Annotated in this window: 15 protein-coding genes; 5 read left to right on the top strand and 10 right to left on the bottom strand. The window is 59.1% G+C overall.

Going from position 1 to position 19141, the window contains the following annotated elements; translation table 11 throughout:
* Positions 1-37 precede the first annotated feature (37 nt).
* On the bottom strand, positions 38-982 hold the full coding sequence (locus tag ACQR3R_RS10070; protein WP_428271953.1) for a 2Fe-2S iron-sulfur cluster-binding protein: 945 nt from the start codon (positions 980-982) through the stop codon (positions 38-40).
* Positions 983-1206: 224 nt separating this feature from the next.
* Between ACQR3R_RS10070 and ACQR3R_RS10065 the strand changes: the two genes are divergently transcribed.
* Complete coding sequence (locus ACQR3R_RS10065) at positions 1207-1542, top strand: hypothetical protein (protein ID WP_428271952.1); 336 nt, start codon at positions 1207-1209, stop codon at positions 1540-1542.
* 3 nt (positions 1543-1545) lie between these two features.
* Here the strand turns inward: ACQR3R_RS10065 and ACQR3R_RS10060 are convergent, their stop codons facing one another.
* Positions 1546-2109: an Rrf2 family transcriptional regulator gene (locus ACQR3R_RS10060; RefSeq protein WP_428271950.1), complete on the bottom strand. Its 564-nt coding sequence runs from the start codon at positions 2107-2109 to the stop codon at positions 1546-1548.
* 286 nt (positions 2110-2395) lie between these two features.
* Between ACQR3R_RS10060 and ACQR3R_RS10055 the strand changes: the two genes are divergently transcribed.
* The 4 genes from ACQR3R_RS10055 (at position 2396) to ACQR3R_RS10040 (ending at position 6994) form a co-directional block, all read left to right on the top strand.
* Positions 2396-3598: an FAD-dependent oxidoreductase gene (locus tag ACQR3R_RS10055; RefSeq protein ID WP_428271949.1), complete on the top strand. Its 1203-nt coding sequence runs from the start codon at positions 2396-2398 to the stop codon at positions 3596-3598.
* Positions 3599-3754: 156 nt separating this feature from the next.
* The gene (locus ACQR3R_RS10050; RefSeq protein WP_428271948.1) at positions 3755-5044 is read left to right on the top strand and encodes an FAD-dependent oxidoreductase; all 1290 of its coding nucleotides are present in this window, start codon (positions 3755-3757) and stop codon (positions 5042-5044) included.
* Between the two features lie 25 nt (positions 5045-5069).
* The gene (locus tag ACQR3R_RS10045) at positions 5070-5624 is read left to right on the top strand and encodes a helix-turn-helix domain-containing protein (protein WP_428271947.1); all 555 of its coding nucleotides are present in this window, start codon (positions 5070-5072) and stop codon (positions 5622-5624) included.
* Positions 5625-5644: 20 nt separating this feature from the next.
* Positions 5645-6994, top strand: coding sequence for a glutamine synthetase family protein (locus ACQR3R_RS10040; protein WP_428271945.1), 1350 nt, complete (start codon positions 5645-5647; stop codon positions 6992-6994).
* Between the two features lie 715 nt (positions 6995-7709).
* Here ACQR3R_RS10040 and ACQR3R_RS10035 read toward each other — a convergent pair.
* The 8 genes from ACQR3R_RS10035 to ACQR3R_RS10000 form a co-directional block, all read right to left on the bottom strand.
* Entirely contained in the window at positions 7710-8504 is a 795-nt protein-coding gene (locus tag ACQR3R_RS10035) for an ATP-binding cassette domain-containing protein (RefSeq protein ID WP_428271944.1), read from the bottom strand.
* Between the two features lie 13 nt (positions 8505-8517).
* Positions 8518-9279, bottom strand: coding sequence for an ABC transporter permease subunit (locus ACQR3R_RS10030; protein WP_428271943.1), 762 nt, complete (start codon positions 9277-9279; stop codon positions 8518-8520).
* A gap of 9 nt (positions 9280-9288) precedes the next feature.
* Positions 9289-10050 carry an ABC transporter permease subunit gene (locus ACQR3R_RS10025; protein ID WP_428271942.1) on the bottom strand — a complete coding sequence of 254 codons (762 nt, stop codon included), beginning with the start codon at positions 10048-10050 and terminating at the stop codon, positions 9289-9291.
* A 606-nt stretch (positions 10051-10656) separates the two neighbouring features.
* Positions 10657-13122, bottom strand: a complete 2466-nt coding sequence (locus ACQR3R_RS10020) for a TonB-dependent receptor domain-containing protein (RefSeq protein WP_428271941.1) — start codon at positions 13120-13122, stop codon at positions 10657-10659.
* Between the two features lie 70 nt (positions 13123-13192).
* A complete protein-coding gene (locus ACQR3R_RS10015) occupies positions 13193-15463 on the bottom strand; it encodes a TonB-dependent receptor domain-containing protein (protein ID WP_428271940.1) in 2271 nt (756 codons plus the stop codon).
* A 287-nt stretch (positions 15464-15750) separates the two neighbouring features.
* Entirely contained in the window at positions 15751-16809 is a 1059-nt protein-coding gene (locus tag ACQR3R_RS10010) for an ABC transporter substrate-binding protein (protein WP_428271939.1), read from the bottom strand.
* A gap of 36 nt (positions 16810-16845) precedes the next feature.
* A complete protein-coding gene (locus tag ACQR3R_RS10005) occupies positions 16846-17898 on the bottom strand; it encodes an ABC transporter substrate-binding protein (protein ID WP_428271938.1) in 1053 nt (350 codons plus the stop codon).
* Between the two features lie 20 nt (positions 17899-17918).
* On the bottom strand, positions 17919-19079 hold the full coding sequence (locus tag ACQR3R_RS10000) for an LLM class flavin-dependent oxidoreductase (RefSeq protein ID WP_428271937.1): 1161 nt from the start codon (positions 19077-19079) through the stop codon (positions 17919-17921).
* Between the last annotated feature and the right edge of the window lie 62 nt (positions 19080-19141).

Here is a 19141-nt window from a genome sequence, read left to right as displayed (position 1 = left end):
ATAGCCATAAACGGGTGCACGCTGTGCAGCACCGCCGTTACAAATCGAGCACCAACCGGGCACTGCTGGCGCGGGATACGCAGGTACAGAAACTGCCGCCAGCGCGCTCGCGTTCCGACAGGCAGATGTCGCGGTGTTCGGCGTCGCCTTCCAGTACCTGAGCCACGCACACGCCGCAGTCACCGCGACGACAATCAAACATCGGGTCCAGCTCGGCTTCGATCATGGCGTCCAGCACGCTCTTGCCCGCCGGCACCAGCAACGTCACGCCACTGGCGCGCAATTCCACTTCAAAGCCACTGTCGGCATCGGTCTCGAGCGTGCCGATGAACAGTTCGCTGTGCACCTGGTGATCCGGCCAACCGAGTTCACAAGCGATGTGCAGCACGTTGGCGATCATCGATTTGGGGCCGCAAACGTATAGCTGGCGGCCGCTCGTTGGGGAGCCCAGCAGGGTCGCCAGCGGCAAGCGCCGCGTAGGGTCGCCACCGCTGATCCAGCAGTGCGCCGCGTGCACCGTCCGCACTTCTTCCAGGTACGCCATGCGAGTCGCATCGCGTCCTGCGTAATGCAGGGTGAAAGGGCGACCTTGCGCGGCGAGCGCCCGTGCCATGCCGAGCATCGGGGTAATGCCTATGCCGCCGGCGATCAGCAGGTAGTCGTCGGCGTCTTCCAGTAGCGGGAAGTGATTTTTCGGGACGCGTGCCGCCACCTGTTGGCCGGCCTGGAGTGCGTGAATCCAGCGAGATCCTCCGCTGCTTTGCTCTTTCAGTTGCACGGCGATTTCGTAATGCCCGGCCTCCGGCAGGTTGACCAGCGAATAGGCGCGCCATGAAGGTTTTTCACCGGGGATTTGCAGTTCGATATGCGCACCGGGCGTAAAACCGGGCAATGCGTGTCCGGCATCAGGCACCAGGATCAAGCGGCGGATATTGGGGGTGAGCGGGTCGATCCGTTCGATACGCAAAGACAGACTGGACATGTACGATTCCTGAACGGGGCGAGCAATGCTCGCTGTTTTGAAGTCGTACTGACTGTAGGGAAGGGCGGGAGGGCAAAAAAGCCGAAACAGGCAAGTCGATATCCGCATTTTGCGAAAATGCGCGGGAGCCTGATCATCAGCGCGAGTTGTTTAAAATTGTGCGCTGAATGGATGTCTGCGGGGCGACGCGCTACATTTTGTTTTTCAATACTTAAGGAAGGCCCATGCACCGGTTGATTGGCGTAGTGATGGTGTCATTGTTGGCGGGGTGTTCGTTGCCCGCATCGTTGGTGCCCGGTGAGCCGAACGTCAGCAAGTACAGCGCAAAACCGCCCAAGGATTTCGCGGCCTGTGTGCTGCCGCTGTGGAAGGAGCAGGTCTCCAATACCACCCAGACAGGCATTTCCAACGGCTACCGGATCAAGGCGCCCAGCGTCATCACGGCTGACGAAATCCTCGACGTCGTCAAATCAAAGGATGGCAGCCATGTGTCGCTTTACCAGGGCCCACCCTGGGCAAAGTCAGGTGCGTTGCGCAAGGCCGTGCATGATTGCCTGTAGGGCTCAGTCGGTGATGTCGGTCAGCTGAATCGCCTGGTCGTCGGGTGCCGGGGCAGTGTTTTTTCTGTCCCGGCGTTCGCTTATCCAGTTGTCCACCTTCGCCCCAAAATCCTCGGGCGCCTTGCGTCCAAGCTTTCTGGAAAGATCAAGAATAGTCTGCTGGGCGAGTGCTTCTTCCATGCGTTTTTGTGCGGTCATCATGGCGCTATGCACTGCGCAGTGACCCTCCAGTGCCCAGTCGGGTGCATCCCCGTCGAACAAGGCACAGCGCCCGCGAATCTCGCGGCATTCAAAAATGCGCTTCCGGCCGTCAATGGCGTTGACGATGTCCAGGATGCTGATTTCATCACTAGGGCGGGCAAGCTTGAAACCGCCGCGCACACCCTCAGTCGCTTCCACCAGTTTTGCCTTGGCCAGTTTGGTGAATATTTTCGCCAGATAGTCCAGCGGCACGCCTTGCAGTTCGGCAAGGTCGCGCACGCTCGCCTCGCGGGTGTTGCCGCCTTTACCCACCAAAAAAATCAGGCAATGAATACCGTATTCAACGCCTGCGCTGTAAAGAGACATATAAATCTCCGACAAAAGTAGTCGTCAATATTAGCAGTGCTCTATCAGGCAGGCAACGGCTGCAGGGTACGACCGATTTTTTTGTTTGGGTTGTTGCGTCATGGCCTGTGGGCGTTTCGAGAGGATTTCGGTGACGCATCGCAACGCTCGATTGTTTAGATCGGGAAAAACCGATTGCGTGAATTAACTAGGATCAATATAGTCGTAGTTGTTCGGTTGGCAGTGCCAAGCACTCAGCGTGACCTTCCCCCATTCGTTTGTGGTCTTCCCCCCTTTGGAGCGATAGATGAAACAGCACATTTTGGTAATCGGCGCAGGTTTTGGTGGCATGTGGACGGCGTTGAGCGCCACGCGCCTGTTCGATATTCACGGTCATAACGACGTTGAAGTGACCGTTCTGGCCCCGCAGGCGGAGCTACGAGTGCGTCCGCGCTTTTATGAGCCGAACGCACACCAACTGGCCGCACCGATTGGCGAGCTGTTCGATGCCGTAGGTGTCAATTTCATCAAGGGCGCTGCCGAGACCATCGACGTGCAGCAAAAGCGTGTGGGTTACGTCGATGAATTTGGGGCAAAACAGGTGCGCAGCTACGACAAACTCGTTCTGGCTTCCGGCAGCCGTCTCGCCGTGCCGAATACGCCGGGTGTCGCGGAATTTGCCTTTGACGTTGACCAGATCGAACACGCCGTGCGCCTCGAAAAGCACCTTGAATCCTTGGTGCACCTGCCACAAAGCAGCGCTCGAAACACCGTGGTGGTTGCGGGTGGTGGTTTTACCGGGATTGAAACTGCGACTGAAATGCCCGCTCGTTTGCGTGCCATTCTCGGAGACGAAGCTGATATCAACGTTATTATCGTTGACCGTGGCGAGAAGATCGGTGCGTCCATGGGCGAAGAAATCAGCCTGTCGATCGCTGATGCCAGCACCGAACTGGGCGTGAAGTGGCGGTTGAACGCCTCTGTAGTTTCCGTCGATGACAATGGCGTTACCCTGGCCGATGGTCAGCGTATCGATGCCAAAACGGTGGTCTGGACCACCGGTGTGCGGGCCAGTTCGTTGACCGAACAAATTCCTGGCGAGCGCGATCAGCAGGGGCGCCTGCACGTGGATGGCAATTTGAGAGTCGTCGGCCAAGAACACATTTTTGCGACCGGAGACGTCGCCCGGGCGGCCTCTGATGATATCGGCAATTTCGCAATGATGACCTGTCAGCACGCCATCGTCCTGGGGCGTCATGCCGGCAATAATGTCGCCGCGCAAATCCTCGGCGTGGCCCCGACACCCTACCGTCAACCCAAGTACGTGACGTGCCTGGATTTGGGGGCCTGGGGCGCGGTTTACACCGAAGGCTGGGATCGCCAGGTCAAACTGGTCAAGCAGGAAGGCAAGTCGCTGAAGACCCAGATAAACACGGTGTGGATCTACCCTCCAGCGGCCAATCGTGAATCCGCGTGGGCCGCTGCAGATCCGCTGATACCGATTGCCTGAGTGGCCGAAAGCTGCGTTTGAATAACGCAGCCAGTCCAGGAAAATCCCGCCAGGAATCTCGCTGGCGGGATTTTTTGTGCCCCGAAAAGTTGCGTCTGTGAAATTAAGTCTGTATTTTTTCATGAAATTAAAAATACAAAATTTCACGAGGCCGGCATGTTTCAGCAATCCACCCACCACGTAGACAGCTATTACGCCCATTCCTGTGCGGATCGTTTGGTGGATCGGGCGGCTTTGCAAGGTGAGCACCAAGCCGACGTAGTGATCATCGGCGCCGGCTTCAGCGGTTTGCACACGGCCTTGCGCCTGGCCTTGGCCGGCAAACGCGTCACCGTGCTCGAGGCCAGTCGAGTGGCGTGGGCAGCCTCTGGGCGCAATGGCGGGCAGGCGATTCTCGGCTGGTCGTGTGATATGCCGCCGCTGGAGGCTGCACTGGGCTATGAACGCGCAAGGCGTTTGTGGGATGGCATGCGCTGGGCCGCGCGGGAGTTGCGCGATTTGCCGGGTCGGCACTATTTCGATTGTGATTATCGGGCCGGTCATCTGTGGACGTCGGTGTTGCCGCGGCGGGTGAGTTTGCTGACGGATTGGCAGCACGAGGCGAGCCATAAATGGGGGCACGACGGTTTGCAATTCATCCCGCGTGAGCAATTGCCGCAATGGGTGGCCAGTGATCGTTATCAGGCCGGGTTGTTCGATCCTGAAGGCGGGCACTTGAACCCATTGAAGTTGGCACTTGGCCTGGCTGCCGCGATTGAGCGAGCCGGCGGCAGTATTCATGAGCAAAGTAAAGCGCTGAGCTATCGCCAGGAGGGTGATCGCTACGTGGTTACCACCGAACGCGGGCTCATTCGGGCCGATGTATTGGTGCTGGCCTGCAACGCCTACCTTGATCGGCTGGACTCCTCGCTGTCGAGCCGCGTGTTGCCTGTCGGCACTTACCAGGTAGCCACCGCGCCGCTCTCTGAAGAGCTGGCAACCTCGCTGTTGCCGGGCAATGTGTGCGTTACCGACAACCAGTTTGTGCTCGATTACTTCCGGCGCACGCCGGATAACCGGTTGCTGTTCGGCGGTGGTTGTACCTACCTCGGCGGGATGCCGAAGGACATCGCGGCAGCCACGCGGCCCTTTCTGCAGCGCGTGTTCCCGCAGTTGCAAGGCGTGGATCTGGAGTTCGCTTGGGGCGGACACATAGACCTGACCCTCAAGCGCACACCGGACATTGGCCGGCGCGGCGAGTTGTACTGGCTGCAGGGGTATTCCGGCCACGGTGTGCTGCCGACATTGGCCGCGGCACGCGCCGTATCGGACGCAATACTCGGTCAATCAGATGAGTTGGCGTTGTACGAAGGGTTGATCAACGACAGCTTCCCCGGCGGCCAATACATGGCGGCCCCGTTGGAAGCTATCGGCAAGGCCTGGTATCGATTACGCGACAGCCTTTGAACCGCACCCTTACTGGAAGCCATCGATGGACATGCAAGAAGAAATATCAGCGTTGGCGATCTTGATTCAGGACCTGCGCAAACACAAAAAGTACACGTTGAAAGAGCTGGCCGATAAGATCGGGCGCTCCGTCGGCTTCCTCTCGCAGGTCGAGCGTGGGCTGTCGCGCCCCACAGTGGCGGACCTGACCGCCATCAGCGAAACCCTTGGCGTGCCGACCACTTATTTCTACAGCCTGCCCAAACCCAAGGTATTGCCCTGGGTCACCCGCCCGGACGAGCGTCGCACCCTGTATTACGCCGACGGGATCACCGACATCATGGTCTCGCCGAAAATGCGCGCCTCTTTTTCGATGCTCGAAAGCCGACTCGAGGCCGGTGCCAGCAGCGGTGACCGGCACATGAATGACAGCTCGGAGCAGGGCGGTTATGTCCTCGAAGGGGAACTGACGCTGTGGCTGGATGACGATCTACCGGTGACGCTGGGCGTCGGCGACAGCTTTCAACTGGCCAGTCATACCCATTGCCGCTATGGCAATTTAACCGACCATCTCACCCGGGTCCTGTGGGTCTACACCTGATTAAAACAACAAGGAACACCATGATGGATGCTGTGTGCTCAGATCTGCTGGCCGAGGTTCGAAACTTTCGCCAGCGATTTCCCGATGTGCGTTACGTGGACCTGATCTCCCTGGACATCCCGGGGCATTTCTACGGCAAGCGTTACCCGATCGAGATGCTGGAAAAAGTGGCTGCGGGCAGCGTACTGAAGCTGCCGCAAAACTGCGTGTTGCTGGGCGCCCAGGGCGGGCTGTTCAAGATTGGCGACTACTGTTTCAACGATGGCGACCCGGATGCGCCGCGTCGCCTGGTGGCCGGGACATTGAAACCGGTAACGTGGGAAAAACAAGTGCTGGGGCAGATGCTGATCACCTCCGACGGCACTGAAAAACCGATTGAATTCGAACCGCGAGAAGTCCTGGCGCGCGTGCTGCAGCGCCTCGCTGGCAAAGGTTTGTTCCCGGTGGTGGCGTTCGAGCTGGAGTTTTATCTGTTCGATCGTCAATTGCGTGATGGCTTGCCACAGTTCGCCCGGGATCCGTTGACCGACGACGCCGACGATCAGCCGAACATGCACATCGAACGGCTGTCACGATTTGCCCCTGTGCTTGATGAAATGGTCGAGACCGCACGGGCGCAAGGCGTCGATGCCACGGTGATCACCGCCGAACTCGGCCCCGGTCAGTTCGAGATCAATTTTGGCCACCTCGACGACGGCTTGCGTGCCGCCGATTGGGCCGCCTTATTCTGCCGTAGCACGCGTGGCGTGGCACTCAAGCACAATTACCGCGCCAGTTTCATGGCCAAGCCTTACCTGCAGCATCCCGGCAGCGGCATGCATGTGCATGTGAGCCTTTACGATGAAGCCGGGAATAACGTGCTGGCTGCGAACGAGCAGCGAGCGTTGCGTCATGCCGTGGCGGGTTGCCTTGAGGTGTTGCCGCACTGCATGCCGATCTTCGCCCCCAATCACAATGCCATGCGCCGCTTGAGCGGCACCGTCAACGTCGCGACCCGCGCGAGCTGGGGTTTTGAAGACCGCGACGCCTGCCTGCGGGTGCCCGAATCGGACGCTGGAAATCTGCGTGTTGAACATCGGCTTGCCGGCGCCGATGCCAATCCTTACCTGGTATTGGCAGCGATTCTGGTGGGGTTGGAGCAAGGCCTGGAGGCCGCACGTGAACCGATTGCGCCTCTCAACGAAGACCGCAGCAGCGGTATCGATTTTCCAACGCAAATGCTTGAAGCGGTGCAGTCCATGCAAACCAACGCACAGCTACGCGAAGGCTTGGGCGCCGAGTTTGTTGATGTCTACTGCGAGAACAAACGCCAAGACCATTTGGCGTTCATGCAAGATATCAACGCGCGTGAATACCGTTGGTTTTTATAATCACCCCTTAAAAAATTGTGGATATTTAACAGGTTATCGACCTTAGTAACTTTATGGTTAATAAAAATATCTTGTTACATGTCGAAATATTCCGTAATATCCGCCCCGCGTTCACCACCACGGTTTATGCATTTTGAGTCCCAGGCGTCCATCAGCTGCCTGGGCTTTTTTTTGCCTGCAATTTGGTGAACTCCCACCTGATTCGAATAGATCGACCCATCGCGAGCAGGCTCGCTCCCACAGGTTTTGTAGTGAACGCCAACCACGTGTTCGACACAGACCCACAGGTTTTGTGGTGAACGCCAATCAAGTGCTCGACACCGATCAAATGTGGGAGCGAGCCTGCTCGCGATGACAATGTGTCTGCCAATAATGATGTTGAATGTTCCGGCCCCTTCGCGAGCAAGCTTGCTCCCACAGGTTTTGTGGTGAACGCCAATCAAGTGCTCGACACCGATCAAATGTGGGAGCGAGCCTGCTCGCGATGACAATGTGTCTGCCAATAATGATGCTGAATGTGCCGGCCCCATCGCGGGCAAGCCCCCTCCCATAGGTTTTGTGGTGAACGCCAACCAAGTGTTCGACACCGATCAAATGTGGGAGCGAGCCTGCTCGCGATGACAATGTGTCTGCCAATACTGATGTTGAATGTGCCGGCCCCTTCGCGGGCAAGCCCGGCTCCCACAAAAATGGATAGTGAGCACCAACTAAATGTTCAGTGCCCCACCAATTCCTCCAGCAGTTGTTCCTTGTAGCCCTGCAAAATAGTCGAACTGCGGTCGCGGGGATGAGGCAGGTCAACTCTGATTTCGTGCTTGATGCGACCCGGATGAGCGTCCATCACAATCACCCGGTCGCCCAGGTACAACGCTTCCTCGATGTCATGGGTGACCATGATGACGGTGCAGCGCTGTTGCACCCAGATGCGCTGCAACTCGTGTTGCAGGCGCACGCGAGTCAGGGCATCCAGCGCGCCAAGGGGTTCGTCCAGTAACAATACTTTCGGCTTGTTGATCAGCGCCCGGGCGATGGCTGCACGTTGCGCCATACCGCCGGAGAGTTGATGCGGGTAGGCGTTTTCGAAACCGTCGAGGTTGACCAAGGCGATGTGTTCGGCCACCAACCGGTCTTTTTCCGCCGATGACAGGGGATGGTTTTTCAACGCCAGGGCAATGTTTTTGCTCAGGGTCATCCACGGGAATAATCGGTGGTCCTGAAACACGATTCCGCGCTCTAGGCTGGTGCCAACAATCCGTTTGCCGTCCAGTAAAATGTCGCCTTCATAATCGGCTTCCAGGCCAACGATCAGCCGTAACAGCGTGGATTTACCGCAGCCACTGGCACCGACGATGCTCACGAACTCGCCGGGGCGCACCTGAAGATCAATGTTCTGCAGCACTGGAAGCGGTTGGCCTTCGATCCGGTAAGCCTTGCTCAGGCCGCGAATATCCAGCGCACCGGATTGCAATGAAGTGTGGTGTTGCTCCGCGTATTGGGCAATTGCGTTCATGGGTATTGGCCTTTCAACGAGTGTTGCGCCAGCGCAGCAGGTGGCGGCTCAGAAGAGTGAATAGCAGGGTCATCAAGTAACCGCAGAGGCCGATGCACAGTACGCTGAGGACAATGACTTCCATGCGTGAGCCGGCCTCGGCGTTCATCATCAAATTGCCCAGGCCCGCGCCGGAAGACAGGAACAGTTCACTGCCGACGGCCGTCACCCAGGCAAACGCCAAAGCGTGCAAGACGCCAGTGGCAATACTGGGCAGTGCTGCGGGCAGCAACACGTGGCAGAACTGCTGCCAACGACTCAATACCAGCACGTGGCCGACTTCGCGGTAGCGCTGTTCCACGTGACTGAAGCCTTGATAGGTGTTGAGCACCATGGGGTAAAACGCCGCCAGACTGACAATCAGCACCTTGGAGAATTCACCGTTGCCGAACCACATCGCGATCAGCGGGATCCAGCCGAGCATCGGCACCTGGCGGATCGAGTGGAACAGTGGGCCGATCAACCGATTGGCCACGGTAGACAGCGCCATCAGCACGCCCAGCAGCACGCCGAAGGCAATGCCGAACGCGAGCCCGGTGGTGGTGCGGGCAAGGCTGGCCCACAAGTTCACCAGTAACTCGCCGTTGGCCAACAGCTCGATCAGCGCCGAGCCAATTGTCGACAGCGGCACAAAGGCGTAAGCGCCAGCGGCGTCCTGCCTCGACAGCAATTCCCAGCCACCGATCAACAACAGTGGCAACAACAGGCCGCGTGCTTTATTGAAAAAACCAGACATTCACGGCTCCTAGCGGGTCTGCCAGCGGAACAGCCGCTGTTCCAGTTGGCGAAAACTAAAATCCAGTACAAAACCGATCACACCGGTGACCACCACGCCGACCATCACCACATCAATGCGCAACATCTGGCGGCTCATTTCAATCATCTGTCCCAGGCCGCTGTCGGCCGCCAGCAATTCGGTCGCCACCAACACCACCCAGGCGCGGGTCAGGCTGATGCGAAAACCGGTGATGATTCCAGGGGCGGCGGCGGGCAGGGCGATCTCGTGGACGAATGTCGGCCAGCGCAGGCGATAGACGTCAGCAACCTCAAAGTAGCTGCGCGGGATCGCTTTGACGCCCTCGCTGGCCGCCAGCGCAACGGGGAAAAATGCAGTCTTGGCGACGATGATGATCTTGAACGTTTCATCGATGCCGAACAGCAGCACAAACATCGGGATCAGCGCGATGCTGGGGATCTGGCGCAGCGTATGGAATAGCGCTGAGCAGTAGATCTCGACGTTCTTCGACAACGCCATCAGTACCCCGAATGCCAGGCCGCAGAGCGAGCCAATGGCGAAACCCAGCCCCAGTCGCGACAGGCTGTTAAGCAGGTGCTCGAGCAATTCGCCGCTGACGGACAGGGCTTCGAAGGTTTGCCAGACCTGTGCCGGTGGCACAAGCAGGTTACGCGGAAAAATCCCGGCCGCAGCCACCAGTGCCCACACCAGCAACAGGGCAGCGGGGGAGATAAGCCAGGTCAGAGACGACAACAGACGGTGAATGGGCATGGCAGGTCTTAATTCGGCGAAGTACCCAAGCGGTATCGCAAGAGCTGTGCCAGTGCCGCAATGTGTGCTGCAACGGGGTGACGCTATCGCTGGCAGGCCAGCTCCCACAGGACGGTGTACAACCTGTAGACATTGACCCGCCAGCAATAACGACAGCTACAACACTATCCATTGATGCCCTGCCAACAGCCGCTGCTGCCACAGCAACACCCAACCAGCAATTCCCTGCGATTGAGAAGACGCCATCACCGGCGAGCCGGTTTCCTACAAAATGTGCGAATGCCCGGCATCGTGATCCTCACCCGGCCCTGTAGGAGACTGGCTTGCCAGCGATGGCGATTTCACGGTCGCCATCACCGGCAAGCCGGTTTCCTACAAAATGTGCGAATGCCCGGCATCGTGATCCTCACCCGGCCCTGTAGGAGACTGGCTAGCCAGCGATTGCGATTTCACGGTCGCCATCACCGGCAAGCCGGTTTCCTACAAAATATGCGAATGCCCGGCATCGTGATCCTCACCCGATCCTATAGGAGACTGGTTTGCCAGCGATGGCGATTTCACGGTCGCCATCACCGGCAAGCCGGTTTCCTGTGGGCCTTTTTCAGCTCAGAAGTCGTAGCTGACGCTGGTGTAGTAAAACGCGCCTTGTGCACCTTCAGGGCTGGTGATCGAGTACTTCGGTACGCCGTACAACTGCGCGCCATCCGCCTTGTCGGGATGGGTGTCGAAAAGGTTGATCGCGCCCACCGACACTTTGAGCGCCTTGTTGAAGGTGTAGGAAAGGTCGAGGTCGGTTACCCATTGCGGGCTATAGGTCTGGTCCAGCGTCGGGTTGGTCGCGTTCAGGCTTTTCCATTCACCGTAGCGGCGCTGCGCCACGGTCACGCCCCATTGGTCATAGAGCCAGTTGGCGCTGAGTATCAGCTTGTTTTTTGGGGTGCCGTCTTCGATCAGGCCTTGGGTGGTGCGGCCGACAATCTGCGAGCCAGCAATGTTGCCGACGTCGCGCAGCGCGGTGATTTTGGTGTTGTTCTGGCTGTAACCGCTGCTCAGGTTCAGGCGTCCCCATCGTTGCAGGTCCACCTGATAGTTGCCGGTCAACTCGACTCCATCGGTGCGGGTGTCCGCGACGTTGGTGTAAAACGCCGCGCTCTGGATATTCGCGTAAGGCGTGCCGGCAAAGATCGGTGATACCACTGCTGTCGGCAACTGATCGGAGAGGGTGATGCGGTTGTCGATGTCGATGCGGTAGGCGTCCAGCGTTACCGAGGCATTGCTTAGCGGACGCCACACCAGCCCAAGGGAGTAACTGGTGGACTCCTCGGGTTTCAGCGATTTACCGCCCAGCAGTGCGGCTTCCGGGCTGTCGGCGCGCAGCGTGCGTTGCTGCACCTCTACGTAATTACCGCTGCCCGGTGGCTGTTCCACCACCTGCACGCTGAACGAAGACAAACCGCTCTGCACCAGCGACGGCGCGCGATAGCCCGTGCTGGCCGTGGCCCGTGCGGCGATCTGCGGCGTGAAGTCGTAGCGCAGCGAGAGCTTGCCGTTGGTGGTGTCGCCGAAGTCCGAATAGTGCTCGCTGCGCACCGCGACGCCAGCCTGGAACTTCTCGGTGATCTGGCCTTCGACATCGACGTAGGCGCCCAGCACTGTACGGTCCAGTGAGGCGGCGTCGACCTGGGTGATGCCTGAGTAGTAGCCGGGAATGCGTCGACGGGTAATCGGGTCGACAGTATTGAACAACGGCCCGTTCTGCCAGCCCGCTGCATCGCCGGCACTCAGCTCATAGTTCTCTTTGCGCCAGGCCAGGCCGGCAGAGAGTGTCAGCGGTTTGAACAGCAGGTCAGTCGGGAAATCGCGCACCCAGTCCAGCGTGATGTTGGTCTGGTCGGCATCACGTTGGCCGGTGTAGATCTTCTCTGGACTGTTGACGCCCCAGCTCGGGTTGATCGCGTTACGGTCGGTGGAATCCAGCGTGTTATCGCCATGATTGACCGCGAAGTCGAACGCGCCAAGTTGCTCGTTTTCATAGCGCAGGCCGCCGGTCAACGCATAGTCTTCCAACGAGTAGCGGGTGATCGGCAAGCGCCCGTCGGGAAAGCGTGCCAGCGCAGTCGAGCTGTAGTTATTGCGCAGCGTTGTCGGTGGGTCGAAAAAGCCTTCGGCATCGGTGTTTTTGTGCGAATACGTGGCGAAGCCATAGGCCGTCAAACCTTCACCGATGCCGATTTCACTGTTGGCGGCAAAATTGTATTGGTCCGACACATTGCCCGCGCCCCAACGCCAGGTGCGGTAGCGGTTATTCTGCTCACGCGCGGTGTTGATGCTGGTATCGCCGGGGTAGAAGATCCGGTTGTCGGGGTTGGTGTCGCTGGCCGGGTCCTGGCTGCCAGCGTCGAAACTCAGGGTCAGGAAGCCGTCGTTGGGCAGGGCAAAACCTTTCCAGCCGCTGAGTTTGCGCTGGATACCGTCACCCTTGTCGTAGCCACCAAAGCGGTAACCCAGGTTGCCGCCGTCATCCTTTTCCTTGAGCACAATGTTGATTACCCCGGCAATGGCGTCGGAGCCGTACTGGGCCGCGGCACCATCGCGCAAGATCTCGACACGCTGGATCGCACTCAGCGGAATCAGGCTCAGGTCGACCGCCGCCGCACCGCGTCCGTTGACCAGGCTTTGCCGGGTGACGTTGGCGCTGGTGTGGCGGCGTTTGCCGTTGACCAGTACCAGCACCTGGTCCGACGCCAGGCCACGCAAGGAAGCGCCCTGGGCGATGGAGCCGGCAAATGCGCCTTGCGGTGATTGCGGGTAAGTGAACGACGGTGACAGGGCGGTGAGGGCGCCCGACAAGTCGCTGGCGCCGGTCTGCTCCAGCTGCGCGGCAGACAACACGTCTACCGGTGCGGCGCTTTCCAGGGCGGTCACATCACTGCGGCGTGTGCCGAGTACCACCACCGTATCGAGAGGCTCGCTGCTATTGGCGGAGGGTTGGGTCTGGGCCGCCACGACAGGCACGGCAAAGCTGCCAATGACCAGCGCGACGGCGCCGGCCAACGGAGTGCGATGGAACATAACGGGATTCCTTTCGAGGGCAGAGGGGATCAACAGGCGCCGACCAGGCAGCGCCTGCTAAGGGGATTTATCAGAAGCGGCTGGTGACGCTCAGGCCCACGGTGCGCGGGTCGCCGTAGGTGATGACGTATTGGCCGAGCGTACCGTTTGGCCGGCCGTGAACCTGATAACGACGGTCGGTGACGTTATTGACGAAACCGGTGACGCTGAGTTTTTCATCCGGGCTGAACCATGTCAGGCGAGTGTTGGCCAAGGTGTAATGCGCTTGGCTGAGCGTTTTGTCGACACTGCTCTGACGGTCCGCCAGGAAGTACTCTTTGTCGCGGTAACTGACATCGCCGCCCGCCACCAACTTGCCGCCGATTTCCAGCGGGAAGGTGTAATCGGCGCCGAGCGACACCACGTTGCGCGGGGAGCGCACGAAGCTGTTGCCGCTGTAATCGCCAGTGACTGCTCCGGTGTTGGGGTTGGTGTTTTTAAAGTCGGTGTATTCAGTGTCGAGGAACGACACCGCCGCGCGCAGGTGCAGGTAATCGGTCGGCTGGCCCTCCAGCTCCAGTTCGGCACCTTTGACCGTACCCTTGGCGCCGTTGGTCAGCGCAGTGGTCAGCACCCCGTTGTTGACGGTCAGCAGGTTGACCTGAATGTCCGAGTAGTCGTAGTAGAAAATGTTGGCGTTAGCCGTGAGTCGATGGTTGAACCACTCGGACTTGAGGCCGATTTCGTACGCGTCGAGTTGCTCCGGGTCAACCGTGGTCAGCTGCGCAAGGCTGGTCGACAGGCCGGTATTAAAACCACCGGACCGGAAGCCGTGGGCATATCGGAAGAACACCCGCACGTTATCGTTGATCCGGTATTCGGGCGTCAGGTCATACGTCCAGGCTTCCCAGGTCTTGTTTTCCTGACGATTGCCATTGGTGCCGACGCCGCCCAATGCCACCAGCGGGCCATTGGCAGTGGTGCGTGTCAACTGGGTCAGGTCAAGGTCGATGTCTTTCTTTTCCTGGGTCCAGCGCAAGCCACCGGTAACGGTGAAATCATCGGTGAAGTCGTAAGTCAGGTTGCCAAACAGCGCGTAGCTATCAGTGGTGTGGTCGTAGTTCAGGTCGCGCAAGTCGGTTGCCCCTCCAGTCTGGTTCGACCCTGTGCCGTTGGGTGTCGGGCCAGGCGTAATGAAACGCTGGGCAGAACTGTCGAGGTCTTCGTGGAAGTAATGCGCGCCCACCAGCCAGCGCAAGGTTTCCTGTTGCGGTGAGGCCAGGCGGATTTCTTGCGAGTACTGCGCGTATTTGTTGTCTGAAACCGCTGCACCGTTGACCTCATAGGGCGTGTAGTCGGCGTCACTGGTGGACTGCCCGCGGATGTAGTCGTAGGCACTTATGGACGTCAGGGTGTAATCGCCCAGGTGCCAGTTCAGCGTCAGCGAGGTTCCGTCGTGATTGAGCTTGGCGTCTTCATCAACGTTGAGCGCAATGTTGCGTCCGTTCGCTCTCTGATAACCGACATTGTAGTAACGGCCGACCGGCAGCGAACCGTTACTGCCGTCGCCCTTGAACTCGCGGCTGTGGATTTTCAGCAAGGCGTCCAGGTCGGGGTTCAACTGCGCCAGGAACTGCAGGCGCACGGCTTTCTTGTTGACGTCGCCATAGGTGTGGTCATCCACCAGGTTTTTCTGGAAGCCATCACGTTCCTCGGAGTACAGCGAGACGCGAGCCGCCAGTTTTTCATCCACCAGCGCACCGCCGATAGCACCGCTGACGATGCGCTCGTTCTTGCTGCCAAAACCGATCGTACCGAAGCCATCGGTGTCGAAGGACGGCTTTTTGGAAATGATATTCACCGCGCCGGCCGTGGTGTTTTTGCCGTACAGCGTGCCTTGTGGGCCGCGCAGGATTTCGATGCGCTCCAGGTCGAACAACGGACCGCCGCCGGCAATCGGCGCGTTCAGGTACACGTCGTCAGCGTAGATCCCCACCGGGAACACGGTGGCAGCGCCCGTATCGCCGGTGCCCAGGCCACGGATGTACCAGCGTGGCCGACCATCACCGTCGGGGTTTTTCGCCGACGCGTTGGGAATGAATGTCAGGATGTCGCCCATGTTGCGCACACCATCGGCCACCAGGCTGGTGCCTTGTACCGCGGACACCGCTACTGGAATTTCCTGCAGGGTTTCTTCCCGGTGTTGAGCAGTGACGGTCACGGTTTTAAGCGCAGGCTCGGTGCTGCTTTTGTCGGCGTCGCTGTCTGTCGCTTGCGCTGCCAGCAAACCCTCGCTGACGCCGCCCCCGGCCAGCAGTAAAGTCAGCCAGATACCCTTGGCAATTGGATTGAGTTTATGCATTTTAATCTCCCCTTTAAAGTTTCGCTAAAGGGGCTAGAGCAGAGATCGTGCCAAGTGTTTTTCAGGGGTGTTTGGTTTTATTAAGCTATTGATTAATAACGCTATTTATTGACTTAAAAGCTGCGATCTAAAACGTATTCGGAGGCGTGGCGCAATCAGTGAAAACAAGGCTTTAAAAGCCTGTCATGGATTCAGCAGAAGTTGCTTGGCGGGTGTTGCTGCAGCAGCAGAGATCGAGTGCAAATCTGCTGCTGCATCAGCAACTCCAAGGCGTGGGTGACAACGATTTACACCGCCAGGCGCGACGTTGAACCAATTACCTTTTCCAGCACGCTGAAATCGATCCAGTCGCGCACATCAAAACGCCGGGGAATGAAGTCCCAGCGATGCAGGAAGTCAGTGAAATCCTGCAGTGCTTCAATCGAACGCGCATCCAGCGTGGTGCGTAAACGGCGGTGTGCGTCCTCGCCATAAGCGGCGGCAACCCAGTATTCGCTGGTGTTCAATTCGCGGGCCAGAAAACGTCGGGTTTCATCCGGGTTGGCCCAGGCCCATTGTTCTGTGCGCAGCACGGTATCGACAATTTTCACGCTGGCATCGAAATGCTCGTGCAGCAGATGTGTGTCCACCGTCAGGGTGCGTGGCGTGCCGTTGTTCGAACGAATCAACGGGTCTGGGTGCGAACCCGTGTCGACCACTACCTGCAAACCGAACTCGTTGGCCAGGTGCACGGCGTGTGCACCCTTGAGGAAGATGGCATCGATGTCGCCGCGCAGCAGGCCGATCAGTTCGTTGTTGCGACGGCTGAAGCGAGTCACGCCCAGGCTGACCTCCGAACCGAAAACGTGCTGTTTCTGGTCGTCGCTGTAGGTGCCACCGTAGGGATAGTCCACCAACTCGACGTCGGCGACTTCAAGGCCTTCAAGCTTGAGCGCGTTCTCCAGCCCGCGCAGGGCTTGCGCACGGGTGAAGTCGATTTGGACGTTGGCCCATTTCGGCAGCCCGAAGCGGCGGTTCTTCAAGTCGCGAACGCTGTTCACACCGCTTTCCGCAGTGGTCAGGATCAACTGTACCTCGTCGCTCCAGGACAACCCCAACACTCGGGTTTGCACGCCACTGGCGTAGGCCCAGATGGCCGGAATGTTGCCGCCGTGGCGCACCGAGTTTTTCAGGTGGTGATCGTAATGGGCTTCACGTACTTCCCGTTCGCTGGACTCGCGCAGTGACTGGATGTTGGTGCCGAACGGCAAAAAGGCTTCTGCCAGCCGACCGGATTGCACGGCGATGCCAAGGCCGGTCGGCACTGGGCTGTGGGTGTACCAAAGCGTATCGAGTGGTTTGCTCATAAAGGTCTTCAGTTCGAGTCCATGACACCTGGCGGGTTAGCCTGCCAGTGCGGTGTGGGATTGCAGTAACGCGTTGAGCGGTCGCTGATCGATCCAGTCGCGCACCTCGAAGGTTTTCGGAATGAAGCGCCAGCGGTGCAAGAAGTGTGTGAAGTCCTGCAAGGCATTTATCGCCTGTTCATCAAGCGCGGTACGCAGGCGCAAATGGGCGTCCTCGCCATACGCGGCGCTGACCCAATACTCGCTGCTGTTGGTTTCGCGGGCGAGGTAGCGGCGTGTTTCTTCCGGGTGGGTGTGGGCCCATTGTTCGGCACGCAGTACCGAATCAAGAATGCCGGTAGCGACGTCGAAGTGGTTGTCCAGCAAGTTAAGGTCCACGGCCAGTGTGCGCGGCGTGCCGTTATTGCTGCGTATCAGCGGGTCGGGGTGTGAACCGGTATCGATCACTGTGTGCAAGCCAAACTCGTGTGCCTGGCGGGCCGCGCTGGCACCTTTGAGGAAAATCGCGTCAACCTCTCCGCGCAGCAGGCCCACCAGCTCCAGGTTACGACCCTCGACGCGCTGCGTGCTGACCGGCGTACCGTTGACGGTGCTGACTTGCGGGTCGCTGAAGGTGCCTTCATAGCGAAAGTTCAGCAGTTGCACATCGCCCACTTGCAAGCCTTCAAGTTTCAGCGCGTTCTCCAACCCGCGCAGCGCTTGGGCACGGGTGAAATCTATTTGCGCGCCAGCCCAGTCCGGCAGGCCAAAACGGCGGCCCTTGAGGTCCTTGACCGTGCGGATACCACTGTCAGCGCGGGTCAGGATCAATTGCACTTCATCGGCCCACGACAGACCGATAATCCGGGTTTCGCGGCCTTGGGCCCGAGCCCAGATGGCCGGGATATTGCCGCCATGGCGGACTGAATTACGCAGGGTGTGATCGAAGTGCGATTCGCGCACAGCCTTGTCGGTGGATTCGCGCAACGATTGAACTTCAGTGCCTAACGCACCGACGGTGTCTTGCAACCAGCCTTTTTGCACCGCGATGCCAAGCCCGGTCGGGACCGGACAGCGGGTGTACCAGAGGGTGTCGAGGGGTTGAGTCATCAATGATTCTCCCGCAGCGCTCAGGCGCTGGCTTTTGAATAAGTGGCCAGTTCGACGGCAGGGCGTTGATGCACCAGCGGCAAGACTTCCTGGCCGATACGCAACGCCTCTTCCAGGTGCGGATTGCCGGCGAGGATGAAGGTTGAGAAACCAGCGTCGCGGTATTCCACCAGGCGCTCGGCGATGTTTTCATGGCTGCCGACCAGGCCTACGGTGGGCCCCGGTTTAGCCTTGGCGAAACCGGCCCACAGATTGGGGCCGATGATCAGGTCGTCGAAGCGATCGACGTTTTGGTGATAGGCGGTTTGCCGCGCCGCGCCGACCGAGTCGGAACCGCTGGTGAAGCCCTTGGCGACCGTGCTGCTCTTGCCTTCGAGCTTGTCGAACTGGCGACGCAGGTCTTTCCACGCCAACTCTTCGGTTTCACGGGCGAACAGGTCCACGCGCAAGCCGAAACGCACGCTGCGTCCTTGTTTGTCGGCGAGTTCGCGCACCCGGTCGATGTGCGGTTTGAGCTTGTCGATGGGCTCGGCCCAGTTCAGATAAACGTCGGCATGTTTAGCCGCCACACCCAGCGCCGCATCGGAGAAACCCGAGAAATACACACCGGGTTTGCGTTCGTTCTGCAACCCGTGCGGCAGGCTGCCGTTTTCCAATTGGTAAATATCGCCATCGTAGGAGAACCGTTCGTTCTGCCAGAGGCCCTGGATGATGTCGAGGAACTCACCCGTGCGCTTGTAGCGCAGGTCGTGTTCGAGAAAATCACCGTTAGCCCGTTGGCTGGCCGGGTTACCACCGGTGATGATGTTCCACTCCAGGCGTCCGCGGCTGAGGTTTTGCAGGATGGCCGCTTGCTGCGCGGCGTAGGCCGGCAGGGTCCAGGTGGCTTGGAACGCAATCAGGAACTTGATGCGCCGGGTTTCACGGGCGAGGGCGGCGGCGGCAATCCATGGCTCGGGACCGGTGGGCAGCAACGCACCTTCAAAGCCTGCGAGTTCGGCGGCTTTGGCGACCTGGGCGATGTAGTCGATGTAGGTGAAGTCATCGGGCTCACCGTTCGGCAAACGACCCGGTGCGATATGGCCAGGACGGTAGTGCGGGTTGCCACGGTTGTGTTTGTCGGTGGTCAACTGCGGGCCATCGGTGCCGAGTGGCAGGCGCCAGAAAAACTCAGTGCTCATGGAATGCTCCTGATTCAAGTACGCGTCGCGTCGCGCAGGTGCGAAGACGTGTTGTCAGGAGG

This window comes from Gordonia sp. IEGM753 (assembly GCF_050321825.1).
Lineage (GTDB): Bacteria > Pseudomonadota > Gammaproteobacteria > Pseudomonadales > Pseudomonadaceae > Aquipseudomonas.
Note: the sequence above shows the minus strand (reverse complement) of the source record. Positions and strands in the feature narration are given on the sequence as shown.

What these genes read in the sequence shown, in the direction of transcription:
- ACQR3R_RS10070 (WP_428271953.1), bottom strand. Translation starts at nt 982, where the DNA reads ATGTCCAGTCTGTCTTTGCGTATCGAACGGATCGACCCGCTCACCCCC.
- ACQR3R_RS10065 (WP_428271952.1), top strand. Translation starts at nt 1,207, where the DNA reads ATGCACCGGTTGATTGGCGTAGTGATGGTGTCATTGTTGGCGGGGTGT.
- ACQR3R_RS10060 (WP_428271950.1), bottom strand. Translation starts at nt 2,109, where the DNA reads ATGTCTCTTTACAGCGCAGGCGTTGAATACGGTATTCATTGCCTGATT.
- ACQR3R_RS10055 (WP_428271949.1), top strand. Translation starts at nt 2,396, where the DNA reads ATGAAACAGCACATTTTGGTAATCGGCGCAGGTTTTGGTGGCATGTGG.
- ACQR3R_RS10050 (WP_428271948.1), top strand. Translation starts at nt 3,755, where the DNA reads ATGTTTCAGCAATCCACCCACCACGTAGACAGCTATTACGCCCATTCC.
- ACQR3R_RS10045 (WP_428271947.1), top strand. Translation starts at nt 5,070, where the DNA reads ATGGACATGCAAGAAGAAATATCAGCGTTGGCGATCTTGATTCAGGAC.
- ACQR3R_RS10040 (WP_428271945.1), top strand. Translation starts at nt 5,645, where the DNA reads ATGATGGATGCTGTGTGCTCAGATCTGCTGGCCGAGGTTCGAAACTTT.
- ACQR3R_RS10035 (WP_428271944.1), bottom strand. Translation starts at nt 8,504, where the DNA reads ATGAACGCAATTGCCCAATACGCGGAGCAACACCACACTTCATTGCAA.
- ACQR3R_RS10030 (WP_428271943.1), bottom strand. Translation starts at nt 9,279, where the DNA reads ATGTCTGGTTTTTTCAATAAAGCACGCGGCCTGTTGTTGCCACTGTTG.
- ACQR3R_RS10025 (WP_428271942.1), bottom strand. Translation starts at nt 10,050, where the DNA reads ATGCCCATTCACCGTCTGTTGTCGTCTCTGACCTGGCTTATCTCCCCC.
- ACQR3R_RS10020 (WP_428271941.1), bottom strand. Translation starts at nt 13,122, where the DNA reads ATGTTCCATCGCACTCCGTTGGCCGGCGCCGTCGCGCTGGTCATTGGC.
- ACQR3R_RS10015 (WP_428271940.1), bottom strand. Translation starts at nt 15,463, where the DNA reads ATGCATAAACTCAATCCAATTGCCAAGGGTATCTGGCTGACTTTACTG.
- ACQR3R_RS10010 (WP_428271939.1), bottom strand. Translation starts at nt 16,809, where the DNA reads ATGAGCAAACCACTCGATACGCTTTGGTACACCCACAGCCCAGTGCCG.
- ACQR3R_RS10005 (WP_428271938.1), bottom strand. Translation starts at nt 17,898, where the DNA reads ATGACTCAACCCCTCGACACCCTCTGGTACACCCGCTGTCCGGTCCCG.
- ACQR3R_RS10000 (WP_428271937.1), bottom strand. Translation starts at nt 19,079, where the DNA reads ATGAGCACTGAGTTTTTCTGGCGCCTGCCACTCGGCACCGATGGCCCG.